We start from the raw sequence: 22,589 nt of genomic DNA on the forward strand, positions 1-22,589 counted from the left end.
TGAAACGTCACCGGAGCTGTCATGGCTTCACCCCCACCGCGGGCTCCAGCGCCATCACGTCCAGGCACACCTGCCGCGACTCCGCGTTGTCCGCCTGCACCCAGACCTTCACCGTGCGCGGCGGCCCGGGCGGCAGCACCACCTCCGCCTTCTGCACGCCCTCTCGGCCCGGTGGAATGGGCACGTCCAACAGCCGCTCGCCGGTGGCCGCGTCATCCACGCCCAGGTACGAGGTGGACAGGCGCGGGTCCTTCGAGTGCGCGAACTCGAAGATGATGCCGCCCTCCAGGCGCAGGCCCATGCCGGACGGCACGTTGGCGAACTCCGCCACCAGCCGCTGGGCGCCTCCGGGCGCGTGCATCCACAGGCAGTGCCGGGGCTCGTAGAGGATTTCGTGCCACTCCGGCGCCACGTACAGGTGCGGCGGGCCGGGGCAGCGGTGCACGCGTCCGTCGAAGGGGCAGTCCCGGCGCGAGCCGTCCGGCTGCTCCAGGTACACGCGCGCAGTACTCGCGGACTCGCTCGCCACCCAGTGGCGCGGACGGTAGCGGCCGTTCTCGTAGAGACGCAGCGACAGCGGGCCCATGCGCGACTCGGGGCCCAGCGCCTTGCGGCCGGGGAGGAAGGCCGCGTCGAACGCGCCCACGTCGGAGCGGGGCAGCTCCGGCTGGCCCAGCACCCAGATGCGGGGGTGCGCGCTCAAATCCGCGCCGTCCGACTCCAGCCACCCGTACACGGGCACGGAGGACGGCACGAACAGACGGGCGCGCTCGGTCCACCAGGGGAACAGCAGCACCGCGTCCCCGGGGCGCGCTTCACGGGCCAGCACGTCCGCCATGGCGCGCTCGTCCGCGTCCGTGGGCAGCCGGCCCGGAAGCCTCAGCTGGAAGACCAGGCACAAGAGCGCGACGAGCAACAGGGCCCCCAGCTCCACCAGGGGCAGGGCGCGCAGGGCCTTAGGACTTGGCAAGACGGATCTTCTGCTCGCTCTTTTCGCGGCAGAAGGTGCAGAAGATGTGGTCGCCCTGATTGAAGGACGGCGTCCAGGGCGGGTACATCGAGCAGCGCGGATCCAGGCAGTGGTGCAGCTCCCAGAGCGTGCCCAGCTGGTGCAGCGCGTGGCGCGCGATGGGCTTGAAGTCCTTCTCCAGGTCCTTGAACGGCGCGATGGAGAGAATTGCCCGGTCCTTGCCGTACCTGGCGAAGCCCGACGTGGGCGCCTTGCCGCTGGGCAGGTCCCGGTCCTTCAGCTTGCGCGAGGTGAGCAGCAGCACCTTGTCGTCCTTGTAGGCCCGGATGCCCTTCACCTCATCGAGCAGCTTCTCCGCGTCCAGGGGCTCGGACATGCTCGCGGGGACTTCCGCGGAGCCGCTGTGCTCGCTGCCCACGCCAAAGGCCGTGTAGAGCGTGCGGTTGAACTTGGCGAGCTGCTTGTCGTCGAAGGGGTCCAGCGTCACGACGCGAATCACGGGGCGTCACCTCGGCGGGAAGGCCCTCGCGGTGCCGGGCGCGCGCTCAACGCGCGACGCGGGCGGCCGGAGGGCCGTGGGGTTCACTCGTCCTCGGGCGGCTTCGCCTTGGGAGGACGGCCACGCTTCTTGGGCGCGGCGGGCTCCGCGGGTGCGGCGCCCTCGGGTGGCTTGGCCTTGGGCGGACGGCCGCGCTTCTTCGGGGCGGCGGGTTCGGCTCCCTCCGCCACCTCGGGCTTCGGCTTGGGCGGACGGCCGCGCTTCTTCGGCGCGGCGGCCTCCTCGCCTTCGGCCGGCTTGGCCTTGGGCGGACGGCCGCGCTTCTTGGGAGCGTCCTCGCCCCCCTCCTCGCCGCCTTCCTCCTCGCCGCCTTCTTCCTCGGAGGACTCCTCCTCGGACTCGGACTGCGGCTCCTCGTCCGAGGGCAGGTCCAGCTCCCCGCCCTCCAGACCCATGAGGTCGCCGTCCAGGTCCATGTCGTCCTCTTCGCCACCGGGCCGCGCGAACTCCGCGGCGGTGCGCTTGGGACGCTCCTTCCCGGGCGGGAAGAGGACGATGTCGATGGAGTCCTCGGCGTTGGCCTCGGCGGTGCCCAGCGCGGCGGCGACCTCCGAGACCAGCAGGTGCCGGGCGTTGTCGTAGAGCTCGCGCTCCTTGGTGGGCAGCGGCCGCAGCTCGCTGAGGACCTGGAGGCCCTTGACGACCTCCGCCAGACCCAGGATGCCTCCCTGGGTCATTCGGTCCAGGTTGGTGCGCGCGCGTTGCTTCCAGTCCAGGTCCGCCTTGTCACTGTCCGAGCGGAGGAACGAGTAGATCTCCTCCACGTCAGCAGGACTGGCCACCTTGCGCACGCCGATGGAGAGGATCTTCCCCTGCGGCACCATCACGACCGCGCCGTCTTCCTCCCGGCGCATGGTGACGAAGGTGAGGCTCTGGCCTGCCACCTCCTTCACGTCGATGGCGGCAACGCGGCAGACCCCCTGGTTGGGGTAGACGACCCGGTCTCCAACCTGGAGCTGGAGTGCAGCGGACCCTTCTGGCATGGCCCCCTCGTGGGCGGGTGGAATGATCACCGAAGCGAGCGCCGGTCGTAGCACCGAGCCTCGCCGGATGCCACGAGATTACCGGGGAAGCATTGTCATCCGGTTGGCATTGCGCTGCGCTTCCAACAGCTTGGCCATGACCTCGTGCGCCTGCGAGTCCAGGACAGCGTCGATTTGGGCGTCGGTCGGCCCCTCGTCCGCCGTGCTTCCGGGCCGTGCGTCCACGCGGGTGGAAAGTCCCACCGTCGCCATCACCGCGATCCCCAGGGCCAGCACCGCCAGCAGCTTCTTCATGAGCGTCCTCCGTGGCGGCCCAGGGTAGGGGCGGCGCCCGGATGATCAATTTTTCGGCTACAGGCTGGCGGTGTCCTGTAGCGGCCCGTCGCTCGCTACTGGTGCAGCGGCGCCACCGGCGTCACCTCCAGCGTGAGGCCGCCGGAGTTGTCCTGGACGTCGTCATCCGGGAACGCGAGCCGCAGCCAGCTCGCGCCGCGCATCACCGTGGGCTGGTTGACCTCCAGCACCTCCAGCGTGCCCGGGGCCAGGGCCGGGGACGGCCCCGCGCCGTGCAGCGCGAGCACGCCGCCCACCTCGCCGCCGCCGAAGCCGCGCGTGCGCGCCGGTTCCCCGGCCGAACGCACGACGACGCGATAGGTGGTGGACGGATCCAGCTCCCGGAGCGTGAAGCCGTCGTGGGGTGACAGCGAGACGGCGTGCCGGCGCGCGTCCAGGAGCAGGGTGGTGATGGCGCCGCTCGCCTGTTCGCGCACGTGCACCTGGAGCGCGCCGCGGTTGTCGTCGGGCCGGTCGTCCCAGAGGAACACGTAGAGGACGGAGGCGTCGCGCACCAGCACCTCGTCGGCGCCCACCATGCCGAAGCTGTCGCGCGCCGTCAGCGCCGTGCCGCCCTCCAGGAAGTACACGGCCTGGGCCACCGGCAGCGGGCCGCCCACCGACACGCGGCCCTCCACGCGCAGGCCGTAGGCGCGGGATGGATCCAACCGCATGCGCGCCGCCTGGGACGGGGGCACGCGCAGGGCATGCGCGACCGCGCTGAGCGCGAACGGGCCGCCGGAGGAGTAGCGGGCGAAGGAGGCGGGTGTGTCGTCCGGACCCGCGCGGGGCAGGGCGCGCGCCGCGACCGCTTGCTTCGGCGCGAGCCGCGCATGGACCGCCAGCGTGGTGCCGCGCTCGGCGTGCACGCGCTGGCTGAAGGGCACCATGCCCGGCATCAGCACCTCCAGCACATGGTCGCGGTCCGACGGCAGCTGGGTGATGAGCGTGGGCGTCGTCTCCGCCAGCGTCCGGCCGTCCACGCGGATGGCGGCGCCCGCGGGAGAGGAGCTGAGCTCCACCGCGAACGTGTTGGAGCCACCCATCACCAGGCCCAGCCACGTGGCCACGAGCGCCGCCACCGCCACCGGCGCGCCGCGCACCGCCCAGCCTCGCAGGGAGCGGTGCCACGCGGGCGGTGGCTCCGGAGGCATCGCCTGTGGGGGCAGGGGCTGCGTCGTCAAATCGCCTCGGGGCTCACCCCCGGGCTCGGAGTCGTGGAGGGGGACCTCCGGAGGCGTGGCGATGGGCGGCGGTTCGGCGACGCCGCTCCAGCGGCCCACCCGTGCGACGAACTCGCGCGGCAGCTGCACCGGGCGGCCGGACTCCACGAGCTCCGGCTCGAAGAGGTAGCCCATGAAGTGGCCCAGGTCGCTGGCGGACACGTCCGGCGCGGTGACGTGGAGCTGTCGCGCCAGCGCCTCCGCGAAGGCCTGAGCGGTGGGGTAGCGCTGCTCCGGGCTCGTGGCCATCGCGGTGAGCAGGATGCGCTCCAGCGCGGCCGGGATGTTCGGCGTCCACTCACGCGGGCGGGGGAAGTCGCCCTGGGAAATCTTCCGCAGCACGTCCTGGAGCGAGCCCTCGAAGGGGCGCCGCCCGCAGAGCATCTCGTAGAGGACCGTGCCCGCGGCGAACACGTCCGTGCGCGCGTCCAGCGCCTCGCCGCGCGCCTGCTCCGGCGCGAAGTAGACGTACTTGCCCTTCGCGGGGTCCGCCTTCGTGTCGGAGCGCCCGGCGAGCCGCGCCCGTGCGATGCCGAAGTCCACCAGCTTCACCTGCCCCTCGAAGGAGAGGAGCACGTTCTGCGGGCTCACGTCCCGGTGGACGATGTGCAGCGGGCGGCCGTTGTCATCCAGCCGCGTGTGGGCGTACGCCAGCCCCCGCAGCATGTCGATGGCCACCAGCACCGCCAGCGGCGGCGGCAGCGCGGACAGCCCCTTCTCCCGCGCCCGGCGCATCACGTGCGAGAGCGGATGGCCGTCCACCCACTCCATCGCGAGGAAGTACTCGCCCTCCACCTCGCCGAAGTCGAAGATCTGCGCGATGTTGCCGTGCGACAGCCCCAGCGCGATGCGCGCCTCGTTGATGAACATGGACACGAACGCGCTGTCGTCCGCGTAACCGGGGAGGATCTTCTTGATGACCACCGGCTTCGTCACGCCCGCCACCGCCGTCATCCGGGCGCGGTAGATCTCCGCCATGCCGCCCGTCGCGATGCGCTCGAGCAGTTTGTACTTGCCGAACTGGAAGCCGGCGGAGGGCGGCGGCACGTTCGAATCGGCTCCGGTGGAGGGGAGTCCTTCGCAAAAACCGCGAGAAGCTATCATGAGGCCATTCAGACGCTCCTGGTGGAATATTCCGCTACGCTCGCCAGCCTGTTCCCGTAACCCTGCATTCTTCCTCCTGGTGTGGAGCACCCTCACATGGGGTGGCTGCCGGGAGTCTCCTCCCGCCGAACCGATACGCACGGTAACTCCAGAGCCAGTACTCCGCGTGGATTCGGGATTCCCTCCACCCGCTCCCGTGGACGCGGGCACCTGGGCGGATGCGACCGTCACGCCTGTGTCCGCGCCCGTCTGGGGCGAACCTCTCCCGGACGACGTCCTCCGTCTGGAGCTGTCGGGAGATCAGGTGCGACTGGGCGCGGAGACCTTCACTCCGGCCCTCGCTCGGGACGCGGCCATGCTGGCGGAGCGGGTGCGGGGCAAGGACGTGCTCGTCGCCGTGGAGGACTCGGACACGTTCCTCGCGCAGGTGTCGGACGCGCTGGCGGTGCTCCGCGCGCAGGCAGCGGAGGTGTGGCTTCAGCACCCGGACGCGCCGGTGGCCTACCGGTTGGTGCTGCGCGACGAGCAGGGCTTCCGGGCGTGGCTGGAGGAGGTGGCCCCCGGCAAGCTGCGCATCATCCAGCGCGCGGACGGCTTCGAGCTGAGCACCAGCGTGGGCAAGCTGCCGGGGCCGGACCGCAACGGCCCATCCGTGCCGGTGCGCGGCGGGCGCCAGGACATCGCGACGCTGCGGCGGGAGCTGGCCCGGCTGAAGACGCGCTTCACCACGTCGGACGACCTGTGCCTCGTGCCGTCGTTCGGTACGGAGGTGGTGCAGGTAGCGCGGGCGCTCGGCGGCACGTACGTCGCGCAGGAGGAGGGGCTCTTCGACACGCTCTGCCTCGTGTACCCCACGCCCCGGTCCGCTCCGGACGCGGGTTCCCCGTAAGACAGGGCCACGAAGTCTCCCTCCTGGCGGGCGGGCACACACCCCGGGTGGAGTCCCACGACGCATTGAGGTGGGGGGGCCGCGCCGCTACTACCCGTGACGGTCCGCGCGCCCTAATGTCCCGCGCGCCTTTTTCCCCTGAAGGCTTCGGAGGGCAATGCTCCCTCCCCGGAGGTCGTTGATGGTCGCCGTAACCGAGCCCGCTTCCCGTCCCCAGGATGTTCTCGCTGGGGCCACCTTCCTCTTCCAGGAGGTGGGCTCCACCCGCATCCTCACGCCGGAGGGGTTCTCCGAGGAGCAGCGGCTCTTCTTCAAGACGGCGCTCCAGTTCTGCCGTGAGCAGGTGCTGCCCCAGGCCGCGCGCATCGAGGGCAAGGACAACGCGCTCCTGCGCGACCTGCTGCGCCGCGCGGGCGAGCTGGGCCTCTTGAGCGTGGACATCGCGGAGACCTACGGCGGCACGGGTCTGGACAAGACGACGTCGCTGCTGCTCGCGGAGGCCATGAGCCTGTTGGGCTCCTGGTCGGTGACGTCCAGCGCGCACACCGGCATCGGGTCGCTGCCCATCGTGTGGTTCGGCAACGAGGCGCAGAAGGCGAAGTACCTGCCCAAGCTCGCCACGGGTGAGTGGGTGGCGGCGTACGCGCTGACGGAGCAGGGCAGCGGCAGCGACGCGCGCGGGGCGAAGACGAAGGCGGTGAAGTCCGCGGACGGCAAGCACTACGTCCTCAATGGCTCCAAGCTCTACATCACCAACGCGGCCTTCGCGGACGTGTTCGTCGTCTTCGCGCAGGTGGACGGCGACAAGTTCACCGGCTTCATCGTGGAGAAGGACACCCCGGGCCTCACCGTGGGCCCGGAGGAGCACAAGATGGGCATCCGTGGCTCGTCCACGTGCCCGCTCTACTTCGAGGACGCGCTGGTGCCCGTGGAGAACCTGCTGGGCGAGCTGGGCAAGGGCCACCGCATCGCCTTCAACATCCTCAACTACGGCCGCCTGAAGCTGGGCGCGGGCGTCATCGGGAGCATGAAGCTGCAGCTGCAGAGCGCGCTGAAGTTCGCGCAGGAGCGCAAGCAGTTCAAGGCGCCCATCGCCACGTTCCCGCTCATCCGCGAGAAGCTCGCGCGCATGGCCACGCTCGTCTACGCGGTGGAGAGCATGACGTACCGCACGGCGGGCCTGGTGGACGGGCGGCTCGCGTCCAAGGAGCGCTCGGACGCGGACTACGACGCGCACGTCATCGCCGCGATGGAGGAGTTCGCCACCGAGGCCTCCATCATGAAGGTCTTCGGCTCGGAGGCCATCGGCTTCCTGGTGGACGACGCGGTGCAGGTGCACGGCGGCGCCGGCTACATCGAGGAGTACCCGGTGGAGCGCGCCTACCGTGACGCGCGCATCAACCGCATCTTCGAGGGCACCAACGAGATCAACCGGATGCTCATCACCGGCATGCTCCTCAAGCGCGCCGTGAAGGGTGACCTGCCGCTGTTCGCGCAGGCGCGCTCCGTGGCGGAGGAGCTGAGCCGCGGCGAGCGTCCTCGCGCCGGCCGTCATGACGCGCTCGCCAACGAGGAGATCGCCGCCGAGTGCGCCAAGCACCTGGCCATCCACGGCATGCGCCTGGCCGCGGAGACCTTCGGCACGGAGCTGGACAAGCACCAGGAGGTCATGGCCGCGCTGGCGGACGTGGTGATGGACGCGTACGCGCTGGACTCCATGGTGACGCGCACCCGTCAGGCGGCCACCGGTGGCGTGCAGGACCCCGTGCGTGTGGCGCTGGTGCGGCTGTACGCGATGGAGTCCACCACGCGCGCCTTCGAGCGCACCCGCCGCGCGCTCTGCGCCACGCTCAAGGGTGACGCGCTTACGCTGGAGCTCAAGCGCCTGGCAGCGCTGGATGCCTTCACGCCGTACGACCCGGCGGAGCTGCGCGAGACGATTGTCGCGGGCCTGGAAGAGGCCGACGGCTACCCGTACAACCCGCTGTAACGGTTGAAGCGCGCGGGTGCCCTGGAAGCAGCGTCAGGGCATCCGCGACACGGCCTCCAGACCGAAGCTGACCCGGGCCCGCCAGGGCGCGGGCGGCAGGTGCTCCAGCGCCATCAGGGCCTCCAGCCGCTGGAGCATGTCCGGCCGCAGCCGGCCGAACGTCGCGCCGAAGCCCGGCGTCACCGCCTGCGCCACGCCCTTGCGCGGCACGGACGACGTCCACGCCACCTCGCCGTGGAGCAGCAGCGGCCCCTCCTTCATGTCCATCTCCATGAAGAAGGGCGTGCCCACCAGCACCTCGCGGGGCAGGGCGGGGGCGTCCACCTCCAGGCCCACGCCGCCGCGGGAGATGTCTCGCACGTAGAAGAACGGCGCCCGGGGGTCGGCCTCCCTCGCGCGCAGGTGCAGCGGCAGGCGCGGGAAGCGGCGCAGTCCGTTCTGCTCCTCCTGGGCGAAGATGAACTGGAGCACCGCGTCCAGCGCGCTGCGATCCTCCGCGCCGTCGTAGCGCACGGTGAGCATGAAGCGCTCGCCGGGGCGCGGCTCCACTTTGACGACCTCGCCCAGCACCTCCACCGGACGCGGCATGCCGCCCGCGTGCAGTTCAAAGGTGAAGCGGGTGCCCAGGGGTAGGGCCTTGCGCGTCTCCAGGGTGACGCCGCCCTGACCCACGCTGCGGGTGTACTCACCGACCAGCGACTGTGGCGTTTTGTAGGCCACCTTCAGTCGAACGTTCGTGTTCACGCGCCCGCCAGTCTCAGCCTGGGAGCGAAAGAACTCAAGTTTACCCCACCCCCAAAGGTAGGCCGCGCGGCATGTGCCCCAGCGGATGTCCGCCGGCGGGCGCGCGGTGTTCCAGCCTGTTGCGCGCTTTCTTGACCCCCCTGGGGGGGGCGCGTATGTATGCCGGCCGCAGAGGGGTAAGAAGTGGGAAGGAGTGGTGGTCCGTCCCGTGCTGGGCTGAAAAGGTGGATCGTCCCGCGTGTTCCGAGGCGTCTATGAGCACCAGATCGACGCGAAGGGGCGCACCAGCCTCCCGGCGAAGCTTCGGGAGACGTTGGTGGGTGCCTACGACGAGCGGCTCATCGTCACCACGGCCCTGGACCCCTGCCTCCACGCCTATCCGGTGCGGGAGTGGGAGGCGTTGGAGACCGCGCTCGCCCGGCGCAACCCCATGGAGCCGGGGGTCAAGACGTTGATGCGGCTGTACGTGGCCAGCGCGCAGGAGTGCCCGCTGGACAAGCTGGGCCGGTTGCTCATCCCGCCGTCGCTCAGGGCGTACGCGAAGTTGGAGAAGGAAGTGGTGTGGGCGGGGATGGTGAAGGTGATTGAGCTTTGGAGCCAGGAAGGCTGGGCGAAGGCGCAGGAGGACGCGCGCCAGGAAGCCACCTCCCCGGACGTGTTGCGGGTGCTGGGCGAGCTGCGCCAGCCGTAGCCAGGAAGTCGACAGCTTTGGTTTCGCGAGAGAAGGGTGGGTAGGCGCATGGACCAGCTTCAGGAGGTTCGTCGGACCAGGGCGGTGGTGGCGGCGTCCGAGCGCGTGGAGACGCTGATGCTGGAGGGCGAGCTGGAGGAGGCGGACCTGCTCAAGCTGTGCGAGGACCTGATGCACCGCCTGCACCGGGGCACCCGTCAGGTCGTCCTCGACTTCGCGGACGTGTCTCACCTGAACTACCGCGGCGTGCGCCCGCTGATGGCCCGCACGGACGCGTTCCGCCGCTCCGGTGGAGACGTGAAGCTGTCCGGGCTGTCGCCGTACCTGGCCGCCATCTTCCGCGCGGCCGGCGCCCATGACGCCTTCGAGCTGTACCCGCACATGAACGATGCCCGGGCCGCCTTCCAGCTCGCGCGCGCTCCCTTCGTCTGACCCCGCACCCCAAGGCCCCCTCCCGTGGACTTCCAGCACCAGACCGTCCTGCTCCACGAGACGGTGGAGCTGCTGAACCCGGCGGAGGGCAAGGTCATCCTCGACGGCACGCTCGGTGGCGGAGGCCACACGCAGGCGCTGCTCGCCCGGGGCGCCACGGTGGTGGGCGTGGACCGGGACCCCGTGGCGCTGGCCGCGGCCACCGCCCGGATGGGCGTCAACGCGCGCTTCCAGGCCCGGCAGGGCAACTTCGCGGACCTTCTCAGCGTCGCGCAGGACCTGCTGCCCGTGGACGGCGTGCTGGTGGACCTGGGCGTGTCCTCGCCCCAGTTGGACGTGGCCGAGCGCGGCTTCTCCTTCATGAAGGAGGGCCCGCTGGACATGCGCATGGGCGACAGCGGCATCACCGCCGCGGAGCTCATCGCCGAAACGGACGAGCGCGACCTGGCGAAGCTGCTCAAGGACTACGGGGAAGAGCCCTTCGCGCGGCCCATCGCGCGGGAGCTGAAGAAGGCGCTGCCCCAGCGCACGCTGGAGGCCGCGGAGGTGGTGAAGCGCGCCGTGCCTCGCAAGGCGTGGCCGGACCGCATCCACGTGGCCACCCGCACCTTCCAGGCGCTGCGCATGGCGGTGAACGGGGAGCTGGAGGCGCTGGACTCTCTGCTCGCCGCGCTGCCCTCGCTGCTCAAGGTGGGCGGCCGCGCCGCGGTCATCTCCTTCCACTCCCTGGAGGACCGGAAGGTGAAGGAAGCCTTCCGCGCCCTGGTGGGCGGGTGCACCTGTCCGCCGGGCTTCCCGGTGTGCGTGTGCAACAGCCAGGGTGACTTCGTCCTCGTGTCCAAGAAGGCCGTCGCGGCTTCCGAAGCGGAAGTCGAGGCCAACCCCCGCTCTCGCAGCGCGCACCTGCGCGCGGTGGAGAAAATCCGATGAGCAAGGCCCTCTCGCGTCCCTCCGTGTCCGTGGCCGGCGTGCTGATGCACCTGCTGCCCGCCGTCATGCTCTTCACCCTGTTCGCGGCCGTGGGCATCCTCCACGTCACCAGCCGCGTGCTGGTGGTGGACATGGGCTACCGCCTGTCCAACGCGGAGGGCGAGAGCCGCTCGCTCACCCGGGAGAACGACCGGCTCAAGCTGGAGCTGGCCACGCTCAAGGCGCCGGGCCGGTTGGAGCGCGTGGCCCGTGAGCAGCTGGGCATGGCCATGCCCAAGGGCGGCGCGGTGGTGTCCCTGGCGGACGAGCGCGTGAAGGGCTCCGGCACCGCGCAGGCCCGTTCCGCGGCCCCGGCCGTCCGCGTGGCGGAGCGGGGGACCCAGCGGTGAGGGACCTGAAGAGCGCGCGGATTCCCGAGTCGAACACGAAGGGGCTCAGGCTGCGGGTCCAGCTCCTGTTCGGGCTGTTCCTCGCGCTCTTGGGCACGGCGTTCGGCCGCGCGGTCTACCTCCAGGTCTTCCAGCAGGAGAAGCTGCGGGGCCTCGCGCAGGACCAGTACGTCCGGCAGATCGACATCCCCGCCCGGCGCGGAGACATCTTCGACCGGCGCGGCACGCCCCTGGCGCAGAGCGTGGAGGTGGACTCCATCTGGGTGGACCCGTCCCTGCTCCCCGACGTACCGCAGGCGGCCCGTCAGCTCGCCCGCGCCGTGCACCTGGACAGTGGCGACCTGACCGCGCGCCTGTCGCGCGCCAAGCGCTTCGCTTGGGTGAAGCGCCAGGCGAAGCCCCAGGAAGTGGAGGCGGTGAAGGCGCTGGGCCTGCCCGGCCTGGGCTTCACCAAGGAGCCCAAGCGCTTCTATCCCCAGCGCGAGCTGGGCGCGCACATCGTGGGCATGGTGGGCACCGACGGCCACGGCCTGGAGGGCCTGGAGCTGGCCTTCGAGGACGAGTTGTCCGGGCAGAACTCGCGCACCTCCGGCTTCCGCGACGCCAAGGGCCGCAAGCTGATGGTCCAGGGCGCCATGGATCCGTTGGAGCGCCAGGGCGCCGCCGTCACCCTCACGCTGGACCGCCACCTCCAGTACGTGGCGGAGAAGGCGCTGGCCAAGGCGGTGGACGACGCCAAGGCGACGGCGGGCATGGCGGTGGTGTTGGATCCGCGCACCGGGGAGATTCTCGCGCTGGCGAACAACCCGCGCTTCAACCCCAACACGCCGGAAGACGGCGTGAAGAACGCCATCCGCAACCGCGCCGCGCTGGACTCCTTCGAGCCCGGCTCCACGATGAAGGCCTTCGTGGTGGCCGCCGCGCTGGAGCAGAAGGCCATCACCGCGGACCAGCTGTTCTTCTGTGAGAACGGCTCCCTGCGCATCGGCCGTCACACCATCCGGGACACCCACCCGCACGGCTGGCTCAACGCGCAGGGCATCCTCCAGGTGTCCTCCAACATCTGCGCCGCGAAGGTCGCCGATGCCCTGGGCCGCGAGAAGTTCGTCGCCGGCTACCACGCCTTCGGCTTCGCGGAGCGCACCGGCCTGGCGCTCACCGGCGAGAGCCGCGGCGTCATCCCGTTTCCGAAATCGGACATCTCCCTGGCCACCCAATCCTTCGGCCAGGGGATGACCTCCACCGCCGTCCAGCTGACGGCGGCCTACGGCGCGCTGGCCAACGACGGCGTGCTGATGCGCCCGTTCCTGGTCTCCAAGGTGGTGGACCCGGACGGCGTGGTACTGCTGGAAAACCAGCCCACGGAGCTGCGGCGGGTGGTTTCCCAGAGGGTGGCGCGCCAGGTCGTGGGCATGCTCGAGAGCGTGGTGGTCAAGGGAGGAACCGCGCCCAAGGCCGCCATGGACGACTACCGGGTGGCCGGCAAGACGGGTACCGCACAGAAGGCGGACCCCGTGGCACGGGGGTATTCCGACAAACGCATCGCGTCGTTCGCGGGCATGGTACCGGCCGAGGCCCCGCGCGCCGTGATTCTCGTGGTGGTGGACGAACCCAAGACAGACGTATACGGGGGGAACGTGGCTGCCCCTGCCTTCAAGGAAATCGCTACCGCTGCCATGGCCCACCTGGCCGTGCCCCCGTCCCGGACGGTGGCACCCGCCGAGGTGGCCGCGGCCGCCGCGCCCGTGGTGCCCCCTCCGGCACCAAAGGCGTTGGCGAAGGTCGTGCCCGTTCGGGCCGGCCTGGAGGATGCGGTGACCGAGACTCCGGAGCCCGGCACGGTGCGTGTGCCGGACGTCCAGGGTCAGGCGGGACGGGAAGCCGTGGTGAAGTTGCTCGCCGCGGCGTTGGAGCCACAGCTGCAAGGAAGTGGACGAGTCGTATCTCAGACCCCCCCCGCCGGTGCGCTGGTGGAGAAGGGGGCCCGGGTGACGCTGGAACTGGCGACGCGGCAATGAGGCCGTGTCCTTTCCAGGCCCCGCAAGCAATGCGTGTGAAGGGGAAGAGATGAAGCTGACGGATGTCCTCGCAGGGTGTGGAGCCGAGCAGACCTCGGGCGGCCGTTCCGCGGTCGACGTCACGGGAGTGACGCAGGATTCGCGGCGCGTGAAGCCGGGGGATCTCTTCATTGCCGTGCCGGGCCTGAAGGAAGACGGGGCCCAGTTCATTGGTGAAGCCGTGTCGCGCGGCGCTGTCGCCGTGGTGTCGGAGAAGCAGGGCCAGTCGTCGCAGGTGCCGTTCTTCAAGGTGAGCAGCGCGCGCAAGGCGCTGGCCCTCATCGCGGCCAACTTCCACGGCCGTCCCGCGGACAAGCTGACGCTCCTGGGCGTCACCGGCACCAACGGGAAGACGACCACCACGTACCTGCTGGAGGCCATCCTCGCCACGGCCGCCATGTACACCGGCTCTCCGGCGCCGGGCGTCATCGGCACGCTGGGTTACAAGTTCGGTGGCAAGACGACGGAGCTGGCCAACACCACGCCGGACCCGCTGGAACTGCACCGCATCTTCCGCGAGATGGTGGACGCGGGCGTGGAGACGGTGGTGATGGAGGTCTCCAGCCACGCGCTCGCGCAGGAGCGCGTGCACGGGCTCACCTTCAAGGCCGCCGGCTTCAGCAACCTGTCGCGCGACCACCTAGACTACCACAAGGACCTGGAGGAGTACTTCCAGGTGAAGCGCAAGCTCTTCCTGGAGAACCTGGGCGCCTCCGGCACCGCGGTCGTCAACGCGGACGACGCCTTCGCCAGCCGCCTCTACACGGAGCTGCGCAACCAGAAGCGCATGGCGTGGAAGTTCAGCCGCACGGGCGCGGGTGAAATCTCCGCCGCGGATGCCGCCTATTCGCTCAAGGGCATCGAGGCCACCCTGAAGACGCCTGCGGGCGACATCAAGGTGAAGAGCAAGCTCCTGGGGCCCCACAACCTGGAGAACATCATGCTCGCCGCCGGCATCGCGCTGGGCGCGGGCATCAGCCGCTCGGACGTGAAGAGCGGCATCGAGCTCGTCACGGGCGTGGCTGGCCGCATGGACCGTGCGGAGAACCACCGCGGCGGCCCGGCGCCGGCGGTGCTGGTGGACTACGCGCACACGGATGACGCGCTCAAGCGCTCCCTCGAAGCGGCGCGCGCGCTGGCCAAGGGCCGCGTCATCGTCGTCTTCGGCTGCGGCGGCGACCGCGACAAGGGCAAGCGCCCGCTGATGGGCGCGGTGGCCGCGGAGGGCGCGGACCTGGTGATGGTGACCAGCGACAACCCGCGCACGGAGGATCCGGAGACCATCATCTCCGAGGTGACGCCGGGCCTGGAGAAGGGCGGCCTGCGCCGCATCTCCGAGGGCAAGGCGAAGGTCGGGGAGAAGGGCTACCTGGTGGACGCGGACCGCCGCGCCGCCATCGAGCAGGTCATCAACCTGGCCAAGGACGACGACGTCGTCCTCATCGCCGGCAAGGGCCACGAGACCTACCAGACGGTGGGGACCGAGAAGCTCGCCTTCGACGACCGCGAAGTCGCCGCGCGCGCGCTGGCCAACCGCATCCCGGGCTGAACCTTCTCAAGGCCACCCCCCCTCCATGGCCGTTCGATTCTCCGATGACGAGGTGGTGCAGGCGACGGGTGCGACCCGGCGCGGGGAGCCCGTGGAAGCGGGCTTTCCCGCCGTCTGCACCGACACGCGATCGCTCACCCCCGGGTGCCTCTTCGTGGCGCTGCAGGGCGAGCGCTTCGACGCCCACGACTTCGTGGACGGTGCCCAACGCCAGGGAGCGGCCGGGGCGGTGGTGAAGCGGGGGAGGGCGCTGCCGGCCCTGCCCCCGGGCTTCGCCTTGTACGAAGTGGATGACACCCTGGCCGCGCTGGGCGGCCTGGGCGCGCTGCACCGCCGCCGCTTCCAGATTCCGGTCGCGGCGGTGGGGGGCTCCAACGGGAAGACGACCACCAAGGAGATGGTGGGCGCCATCCTGGCCACGCGGGGCCCGGCGCTGAAGACGGAGGGCAACTTCAACAACGAGGTGGGCGTCCCGCTCACGCTCTTCCGGCTGGAGCCGTCCCACGTGGCGGCCGTCATCGAAGTGGGGATGAACCAGCCGGGCGAAATCGAACGGCTCACCCGAAAGGTCCAGCCGGACGCCGGTGTCATCACCGTCGTCCAGCCGGAGCACCTGGAGGGGCTGGGCAGCCTGGAGGGCGTGGCGGAGGCGGAAGGGGAGATGTTCCGCGAACTGCTGCCCCAGGCCACTGCTGTCGTGAACGTGGACGACGCGCTCATCGTGCGCCAGGCCGCGCGCAGCGGCGCGAAGCACCTGACGTTCGGCCGGGCGGAATGGGCGGACGTGCGCCTCACGGCGGTCCACACGCTGGGCCGCGACGGCATGGTGGCCACCGTGCGCTACCAGGGGAAGGACTGGCCGGTGCGCCTGCACTTCGTGGGGCCGCACAACGCGCAGAACGCGACGGCGGCGTTCGCGACGGCGCTGGCCCTGGGCTACTCCCCCGAGGAGTGCGTGAAGGGCCTGGAGTCCGCGCGGCCGTACGCGCGCAGGCTCAACATCGTGGATGGCAGGAACGGCATCACGGTGGTGGACGACTGCTACAACGCCAACCCGGCCTCCATGGAGGCCGCGCTCGTCACGCTGGGCACGCTGGTGCCGGAAGGCGGACGGGCGGTGGCGGTGCTGGGCGACATGCTGGAGCTGGGCGCGGGCGAGGCGGAGGAGCATGCCCGGCTGGGTGAGCTCGTCGCGCGGCACGCGAAGCTGGTCGCGTTCTTCGGCCCCCGGTCCTCGGGCGGTCTGGGCAGCGCGGACATGGGAGATTCCGCCGCCCATTTCACCGAAGTGGAGCCATTGGTGGCGTGGTTGACGCCCCGGCTGTCACCCGGTGACGTGGTGCTGGTGAAGGCCAGTCGCGGCATGCGATTGGAGCGCGTGGTGGCGGCCCTGACGGGCGCGGCACCCCCCGGAGGGAGTCACTAGTGCTGTACCTTCTGTACGAGCTCATCCAGAACACCGAGGCCGGGCGCGTCCTCAACTTCCTGCGCTACCCGACCTTCCGCATCATCGCCGCGGGCGTCTTCGCCCTGCTCCTGGGGATGCTCATCGGGCCGCGCCTCATCGCGCGGCTGCGCTTGAAGCAGCACGGGCAGAGCAACGTGCGCGAGGACACCCCGGACAGCCACCAGAAGAAGAAGGGCACGCCCACCATGGGTGGCGCGCTCATCCTCATCAGCATCGCGGCGGGCACGCTGTTGTTCGCGGACCTGAAGTCCCGCGGCGTCTGGGTGATGATCCTCCTCACCTTCAGCTACGGCTTCATCGGCTTCCTGGACGACTGGCTCAAGCTGTCCAAGCGCAACTCCAAGGGCCTGGCCGGGCGCAAGAAGATGGCGCTGCAGACGCTCTTCTTCCTCATCGCCATCTTCGGCCTGATGTGCACGTGGACGAAGGCGGACGGCTCCTTCGGGCCCACGCTGCTCATCGACACGCGGCTGACGCTGCCGTTCGTGCCGTCCCATTGGTTCAACCCGGACCTGGGCTGGTTCTACGTGGTGTTCGCGTGGATCGTGATTGTGGGCACGTCCAACGCGGTGAACCTCACGGACGGCCTGGACGGCCTGGCCATCGTGCCCACCATTGTGTCGGCGGTGACCTTCTGCGTGCTCTGCTACGTGGCGGGCACCACGCTGCACATCGCGGACACGGAGACGGTGAACGGCGTCACGCGGCTGACCGCCACGCCGCTGTACCGCTACCTGGGCATCCTCCAGGTGCCGGGCGGCGCGGAGCTGGCCGTCTTCTGCGCGAGCATCGTGGGCGCGGGCATCTCCTTCCTCTGGTTCAACACCTACCCGGCGTCCGTGTTCATGGGCGACATCGGCTCGCTGGCCCTGGGCGGCGCGCTGGGCGGGCTGGCCGTGTTCTCCAAGAACGAAGTGGTGTCCGCCATCATCCACGGCATCTTCTTCGCGGAGGCGCTCTCCGTGATGATCCAGGTGACGTCCTTCAAGATGACGGGCAAGCGCGTCTTCAAGATGGCGCCCGTGCACCACCACTTCGAGCTCAAGGGCATGGCCGAGCCGAAGATCATCGTGCGTTTCTGGATTGTCGCCATTCTCTGTGGTGGCGTGGCCCTGCTGTCCCTGAAACTGCGCTAGTCGCTTTGCCCCCATCGAGGTCGGCCCGCCCCATGAATCCCTCGCTGTCCGGTCGGAATGTCGCGGTGTTCGGGCTGGCCAAGAGCGGCGTCGCGGCGCTGCGGCTTTTGGTCCAGCAAGGCGCGAAGGTGACGGCGCTGGATGCGCGCTCCGAGGATGCGCTCGGCGACGTCGCGAAGGAGCTGCACGCGAAGGGCGTGACGCTCGTCACGGGCGCCACGCCCCCGGGGCTGCTCACCCGCCAGGACCTGGTGGTGGTGAGCCCGGGCGTGCCGCTGTCCCTGCCGGAGCTGGAGGCCGCGCGCACGTCGGGCGTCCCGGTGTGGGGCGAGATTGAGCTCGCGAGCCGCCTTCTCACGGCCACCCGCTTCCTGGGCATCACCGGCACCAACGGCAAGAGCACCACCACGGCGCTCACCGGCGAGCTGTACGCGAAGGCGGGCCTGCGCACCTTCGTGGGCGGCAACCTGGGGCGCCCGCTGGCCGAGGCCGCCATGTCCCCCGGGGACTGGGACGCGCTGGTGGTGGAGCTGTCCAGCTTCCAACTGGAAGGCATCCACCAGCTCAAGCCCACGGGCGCGGCCATCCTCAACCTCACGCCGGACCACCTGGACCGCTACGCCAACCACGCCGTGTACGGCGCGGCCAAGGCGCGCATCTTCATGAACCAGGACGGCGCCAGCGACTTCGCCGTGGTGAACGCGGATGACGCGGCGGTGATGGGGCTGGCCGCCTCCGCGCGCGTGCCCGTGTACGGCTTCAGCCTCACGGGCCGCCCGGTGGTGGACGCGCCGAAGCTGGCGGGGCTGGCCATCGCGCGGCCCGGCGGCTTCGAGCTGGAGTTCGCGGGCGAGTCCTACACGCTCACCAACCGCTCGCTCCGGGGCGCGCACAACGCGCAGAACGCGATGGCGGCGGCGCTGCTGGCCCGGCTGGGCGGCGTGGCGAAGGACGCGGTGCAGGCGGGGCTGGACAGCTACCCGGGCCTGGCGCACCGGCTGGAGAGCGTGCGCGTGCTGGACGGCGTGGAGTGGGTGAACGACTCCAAGGCCACCAACGTGGACTCCGTGCTGGTGGCGCTCAAGGCGTTCGCTGGCGACGTGTGGCTCATCGCGGGCGGCAAGGGCAAGGGCGCGCCGTACGCGCCCATGGTGGAGGCGGGGCAGGGCAAGGTGAAGGGCGTGCTCACCATTGGCCAGGACGCGGACGCGCTGGCGCGGGCGTACGCGAACGACGCGCCGGTGCACGCGTGCGGCACCCTGGACGCGGCGGTGGCGAAGGCGCGTGAGGTGGCGAGGGCGGGGGACACGGTCCTGCTGTCCCCGGCATGCGCGTCGTACGACCAGTTCAAGAACTTCGAGGACCGGGGCGACACGTTCAAGCGCCTCGTCGGGGCGCTCTGACCGTGATGAAGACCTCTCCTCCGACCGCTCCCGTGCGGTTCGATCCGATTCTTCTCTGCGCGGTGCTGGCGCTCGTGACGCTAGGCTTGGTGATGACGTACTCGGCGAGCGCCGTGCTCGCGCAGGACAAGCTGGGCGACAGCCTCTACTTCCTCAAGCGTCAGCTGTCCGCCGCGGGCATTGGCCTCGTGGCCATGGCGGTGGCCATGAAGCTGGGGTGGCGGAAGCTGGCGCGGCTGGCGTACCCGCTGCTGCTCGTCGCCATCGTGCTGCTCATCGCGGTGGCCATTCCCGGCATCGGCACCACGGCGGGCGGCGCGCGGCGGTGGATCCGCCTGCCGGGCTTCAGCCTGCAGCCGGCTGAAATCGCCAAGTTCGCGTGGCTCGTGTACCTGTCCTATTCGCTGGCGAAGAAGCGGGAGAAGGTGGCCACGTTCTCCATCGGCTTCCTGCCGCACCTGGCCCTGTGCGGCATCCTGGTGCTCTTGTGCATGCTCCAGCCGGACTTCGGCAGCAGCGTGCTGCTGGTGTTCATGCTCTTCGTGCTGCTGTTCGCGGCGGGCACGAAGCTGTCGTACCTGGTGGGCTCCATCCTGCTCGCGCTGCCGCTGGCCTTCGTCGCCATCGCGACCAGCCCCTACCGCATGAAGCGCATCCTCGCGTTCCTGGACCCCTGGGCCCACCGGCACGACGTGGGCTACCAGGTGGCGGAGTCGCTGATGTCCATCGGTTCCGGCGGCATCACCGGCCTGGGCCTGGGGGACGGCCGGCAGAAGCTGTTCTTCCTGCCAGAGGCGCACACGGACTTCATCTTCTCCATCCTGGGTGAGGAACTGGGGCTCATCGGCGTGGGGCTGCTCGTGGCGCTGTACGCCATCGTCCTGTGGCGCGGCATCCGCGCGGCCCTGGCGGCGGGGGAGACGTTCGGCACGTACCTGGGCCTGGGCATCAGCTCCATCATCGCGTTCCAGGCCACGGTGAACATGTGCGTGGCCATGGGCCTGCTGCCCACGAAGGGCCTGACGCTGCCGTTCGTGTCCTACGGCGGCACGTCGCTGGTGGTGCTGATGGGCTCCGCGGGTGTGCTGTTGTCGCTCAGCGCGAACACGCAGGGCGCGACGCGGCCGGTGCGCGCGGGCTCGTCGGACCTGCGGGAGGTGACGGCGTGAAGGTGCTCATCGCGGGCGGCGGCACCGGCGGCCATCTGTTCCCGGGCATCGCGCTGGCGGAGGAGGTCGTCACTCGCCACCCCGCCAACGAAGTGGTGTTTGTTGGCACGGAGAAGGGCCTGGAGGCGCGCGTGGTGCCCAAGGAGGGCTACCCGCTGGAGCTGGTGAAGGTGCAGGGGCTCAAGGGCAAGGGATTCATCGGCCTGCTCAAGGGGCTCATCGCGCTGCCCCTGGCGTTCCTCGCTTCGTTCCGCATCCTGTCGCGCCACAAGCCGGACGTGGTGGTGGGCGTGGGCGGCTACGCGAGCGGCCCGGTGGTGCTGGCCGCGTGGCTGATGGGCATCCCCACGGCCATCCAGGAGCAGAACGCGCTGCCCGGGTTCACCAACAAGGTGCTGGGCCGCATCGTGAAGGTCGTCTTCACCTCCTTCGAGGAAGCGCGCAACCACTTCCCGGAAGCCAAGGTGCAGATGATTGGCAACCCCATCCGCAAGAAGCTGATGGACAACTACCTGCGCAGCAGCTCCGCGCACGAGAAGTTCTCCGTCCTCATCTTCGGCGGCAGCCTGGGCGCGCGTGGCCTCAACAACCGCGTGCTGGAGGCGCTGGACTCGCTGGGCGATGTGAAGGGGCAGCTCGACATCGTCCACCAGACGGGGAAGCTGGACCTGGAGAACGTGAAGAAGGGCTACGCGGACAAGGGCTTCGCGGACGTGGCGCAGGTGGTGGAGTTCATCGACGACATGTCCTCCGCCTACGCGAAGGCGGACCTGGTCATCTGCCGTGCGGGCGCCACGTCCCTGGCGGAGCTGACGGTGTGCAAGAAGCCCAGCATCCTGGTGCCCTTCCCGCACGCGACGGACAACCACCAGGAAGTGAACGCCCGAGCGCTGGTGGACGCGGGCGCGGCCATCATGTTCCGCGAGTCGGAGCTCACCGGGCAAAAGCTGGCGGAAACGCTGCGCGGCCTGATGACGGACCCCGCGAAGCTCAAGCAGATGGCGAAGAAGGCGGGCATCTTCGGCCGCCCCGCCGCGGCGAAGGAGCTGGCGGACGTGTGCGTGGAGCTGACCACCCAGGCCTGGGGCCCGGGCGGACGGGACCGCGGACAGAAGGACGTGAAGAAGGCACCCGGGAGCAAGGCATGAGCAGCAAGACCGTCAGCAACAAGCCCGGCAGCCTCTTCAAGACGCGCCACGCGGCGCACGTGCACTTCGTGGGCGTGGGCGGCATCGGCATGAGCGGCATCGCGGAGGTGCTGCTCAACCTGGGCTACCGCGTCTCCGGTTCGGACCTGCGCGAAAGCGACATCACCCGCCGCCTGGCGAAGCTGGGCGCCACGCTCTACGAGGGCCACAAGGCGTCCAACCTGGTGCACGCGGACGTGGTGGTCATCTCCTCCGCGGTGCGCAAGGACAACCCGGAGGTGGTGACGGCGCGCCAGCGCAAGATTCCCGTCATCCCTCGCGCGGAGATGCTCGCGGAGCTGATGCGCCTGAAGTACGCGGTCGCCGTCGCCGGCAGCCACGGCAAGACGACGACGACGTCCATGGTGGCCACGGTGCTGTCCGCGGCGGGCCTGGACCCCACGGCGGTGGTGGGCGGCAAGGTGAACGTGCTCGACTCCAACGCCAAGCTGGGCAAGAGCGAGCTGATGGTGGTGGAGGCCGACGAGTCCGACGGCAGCTTCCTCAAGCTGCACCCGTCCATCGCGGTCGTCACCAACATCGACCCGGAGCACATGGACCACTACGGCGACCTGGAGACGCTCCAGTCCGCCTTCGTGGAGTTCTGCAACCGCGTTCCGTTCTACGGCCTCAACGTGCTGTGCCTGGACAACCCCAACGTCCAGGCGCTGCTGCCGCGCATCGAGAAGCGCTTCGTCACGTACGGCAGCTCGCACATGGCGGACTACCGGCTGGAGGGCATCTCGCTGGACGGCTTCACCACCACCTTCCGCGCCTTCCGCCGGGACGAGGACCTGGGCGAGTTCCGGGTGCGCATGGTGGGCGCGCACAACGCCTTCAACGCGCTGGCGGTGGTGGCCATCGCGGAGGAGATGGACATCCCGCTGGAGACGGTGCGCTCCGCGCTGGCGGAGTTCGGCGGCGTGCAGCGCCGCTTCACCGTGCGCGGCGAGGTGGGAGGCGTCACCGTGGTGGACGACTACGGGCACCACCCCACGGAAGTGATGGCCACGCTGTCCGGCGCGCGCCGCGCCTTTGGCCGCCGGGTGGTGGCCGCCTTCCAGCCGCACCGCTACACGCGCACGCACGACCTGATGAAGGAGTTCGCCACCGCGTTCAACGATGCGGACGTGCTCTTCGTCACCAGCGTCTACGCGGCGGGCGAGGAGCCGATTCCCGGCGCCACCGGCGACGCGCTGGCGGAGGCCATCCGCGCGCACGGCCACCGCGACGTGACGTTCGTGGAGAAGCGCGCGGACGTGGCGAAGGCGCTCCACGAGCGCGTGCTCGAGGGCGACCTGGTGCTCACGCTGGGCGCGGGCGACATCACCCAGGTGGGCCCCGACCTGCTCCATCTGATGGGCGCGGCGAAGGGCGGGTAGG

At 70.2% G+C, this 22,589-nt stretch carries 20 protein-coding genes; 14 read left to right on the top strand and 6 right to left on the bottom strand.

What is annotated here, in order from left to right; all coding sequences use genetic code 11:
- Positions 1-19: 19 nt before the first annotated feature.
- The 5 genes from D7Y04_RS23390 to D7Y04_RS23410 all read right to left on the bottom strand — a co-directional run bounded on the left by D7Y04_RS23390 (position 20) and on the right by D7Y04_RS23410 (position 5,115).
- Entirely contained in the window at positions 20-970 is a 951-nt protein-coding gene (locus D7Y04_RS23390; RefSeq protein WP_121760747.1) for a hypothetical protein, read from the bottom strand.
- Positions 957-1,469 carry a hypothetical protein gene (locus D7Y04_RS23395; protein ID WP_120594398.1) on the bottom strand — a complete coding sequence of 171 codons (513 nt, stop codon included), beginning with the start codon at positions 1,467-1,469 and terminating at the stop codon, positions 957-959. The genes D7Y04_RS23390 and D7Y04_RS23395 overlap by 14 nt, the downstream gene beginning before the upstream one ends.
- 83 nt (positions 1,470-1,552) lie before the next feature.
- Positions 1,553-2,512, bottom strand: a complete 960-nt coding sequence (locus tag D7Y04_RS23400; protein WP_120594397.1) for a CarD family transcriptional regulator — start codon at positions 2,510-2,512, stop codon at positions 1,553-1,555.
- A gap of 78 nt (positions 2,513-2,590) precedes the next feature.
- Positions 2,591-2,806: a hypothetical protein gene (locus D7Y04_RS23405; protein WP_120575436.1), complete on the bottom strand. Its 216-nt coding sequence runs from the start codon at positions 2,804-2,806 to the stop codon at positions 2,591-2,593.
- Positions 2,807-2,901: 95 nt separating this feature from the next.
- Complete coding sequence (locus D7Y04_RS23410; protein ID WP_121760748.1) at positions 2,902-5,115, bottom strand: serine/threonine-protein kinase; 2,214 nt, start codon at positions 5,113-5,115, stop codon at positions 2,902-2,904.
- Positions 5,116-5,338: 223 nt separating this feature from the next.
- Here D7Y04_RS23410 and D7Y04_RS23415 point away from each other — a divergent pair, with 223 nt between their 5' ends.
- Complete coding sequence (locus D7Y04_RS23415; protein WP_233601544.1) at positions 5,339-6,061, top strand: hypothetical protein; 723 nt, start codon at positions 5,339-5,341, stop codon at positions 6,059-6,061.
- Between the two features lie 181 nt (positions 6,062-6,242).
- Positions 6,243-8,051 (top strand): acyl-CoA dehydrogenase family protein, encoded by a 1,809-nt coding sequence (locus tag D7Y04_RS23420; RefSeq protein WP_121760749.1) that lies wholly within the window; start codon positions 6,243-6,245, stop codon positions 8,049-8,051.
- A 33-nt stretch (positions 8,052-8,084) separates the two neighbouring features.
- Here the strand turns inward: D7Y04_RS23420 and D7Y04_RS23425 are convergent, their stop codons facing one another.
- Positions 8,085-8,795: a PilZ domain-containing protein gene (locus tag D7Y04_RS23425; protein WP_120594393.1), complete on the bottom strand. Its 711-nt coding sequence runs from the start codon at positions 8,793-8,795 to the stop codon at positions 8,085-8,087.
- A 238-nt stretch (positions 8,796-9,033) separates the two neighbouring features.
- Here D7Y04_RS23425 and mraZ point away from each other — a divergent pair, with 238 nt between their 5' ends.
- The 12 genes from mraZ to murC are packed head-to-tail and all read left to right on the top strand — an operon-like array spanning position 9,034 to position 22,588.
- Complete coding sequence (gene mraZ / locus D7Y04_RS23430; protein WP_120566798.1) at positions 9,034-9,486, top strand: division/cell wall cluster transcriptional repressor MraZ; 453 nt, start codon at positions 9,034-9,036, stop codon at positions 9,484-9,486.
- Positions 9,487-9,534: 48 nt separating this feature from the next.
- Positions 9,535-9,918 (top strand): STAS domain-containing protein, encoded by a 384-nt coding sequence (locus D7Y04_RS23435; protein WP_120594392.1) that lies wholly within the window; start codon positions 9,535-9,537, stop codon positions 9,916-9,918.
- Positions 9,919-9,942: 24 nt separating this feature from the next.
- The gene (gene rsmH / locus D7Y04_RS23440; protein ID WP_120594391.1) at positions 9,943-10,848 is read left to right on the top strand and encodes a 16S rRNA (cytosine(1402)-N(4))-methyltransferase RsmH; all 906 of its coding nucleotides are present in this window, start codon (positions 9,943-9,945) and stop codon (positions 10,846-10,848) included.
- Complete coding sequence (locus tag D7Y04_RS23445; RefSeq protein ID WP_120575430.1) at positions 10,845-11,237, top strand: cell division protein FtsL; 393 nt, start codon at positions 10,845-10,847, stop codon at positions 11,235-11,237. The genes rsmH and D7Y04_RS23445 overlap by 4 nt, the downstream gene beginning before the upstream one ends.
- The gene (locus tag D7Y04_RS23450; protein WP_121760750.1) at positions 11,234-13,255 is read left to right on the top strand and encodes a penicillin-binding protein; all 2,022 of its coding nucleotides are present in this window, start codon (positions 11,234-11,236) and stop codon (positions 13,253-13,255) included. The genes D7Y04_RS23445 and D7Y04_RS23450 overlap by 4 nt, the downstream gene beginning before the upstream one ends.
- 49 nt (positions 13,256-13,304) lie before the next feature.
- Positions 13,305-14,843, top strand: coding sequence for a UDP-N-acetylmuramoyl-L-alanyl-D-glutamate--2,6-diaminopimelate ligase (locus D7Y04_RS23455; RefSeq protein ID WP_120575428.1), 1,539 nt, complete (start codon positions 13,305-13,307; stop codon positions 14,841-14,843).
- Between the two features lie 25 nt (positions 14,844-14,868).
- Positions 14,869-16,269, top strand: coding sequence for a UDP-N-acetylmuramoyl-tripeptide--D-alanyl-D-alanine ligase (gene murF / locus D7Y04_RS23460; RefSeq protein ID WP_121760751.1), 1,401 nt, complete (start codon positions 14,869-14,871; stop codon positions 16,267-16,269).
- Positions 16,269-17,447 carry a phospho-N-acetylmuramoyl-pentapeptide-transferase gene (mraY, locus tag D7Y04_RS23465; protein ID WP_120594388.1) on the top strand — a complete coding sequence of 393 codons (1,179 nt, stop codon included), beginning with the start codon at positions 16,269-16,271 and terminating at the stop codon, positions 17,445-17,447. The genes murF and mraY overlap by 1 nt, the downstream gene beginning before the upstream one ends.
- 32 nt (positions 17,448-17,479) lie before the next feature.
- Entirely contained in the window at positions 17,480-18,850 is a 1,371-nt protein-coding gene (gene murD / locus D7Y04_RS23470; protein WP_121760752.1) for a UDP-N-acetylmuramoyl-L-alanine--D-glutamate ligase, read from the top strand.
- A gap of 5 nt (positions 18,851-18,855) precedes the next feature.
- A complete protein-coding gene (gene ftsW, locus D7Y04_RS23475) occupies positions 18,856-20,019 on the top strand; it encodes a putative lipid II flippase FtsW (RefSeq protein WP_120594386.1) in 1,164 nt (387 codons plus the stop codon).
- Entirely contained in the window at positions 20,016-21,167 is a 1,152-nt protein-coding gene (gene murG / locus D7Y04_RS23480; protein ID WP_120594385.1) for an undecaprenyldiphospho-muramoylpentapeptide beta-N-acetylglucosaminyltransferase, read from the top strand. Before ftsW ends, murG begins: the two co-directional genes overlap by 4 nt.
- Positions 21,164-22,588 (top strand): UDP-N-acetylmuramate--L-alanine ligase, encoded by a 1,425-nt coding sequence (gene murC, locus D7Y04_RS23485; protein ID WP_121760753.1) that lies wholly within the window; start codon positions 21,164-21,166, stop codon positions 22,586-22,588. The genes murG and murC overlap by 4 nt, the downstream gene beginning before the upstream one ends.
- The last annotated feature ends 1 nt before the right edge of the window (position 22,589 follow it).

The organism is Corallococcus sp. AB038B (assembly GCF_003668955.1).
GTDB lineage: Bacteria > Myxococcota > Myxococcia > Myxococcales > Myxococcaceae > Corallococcus > Corallococcus exiguus.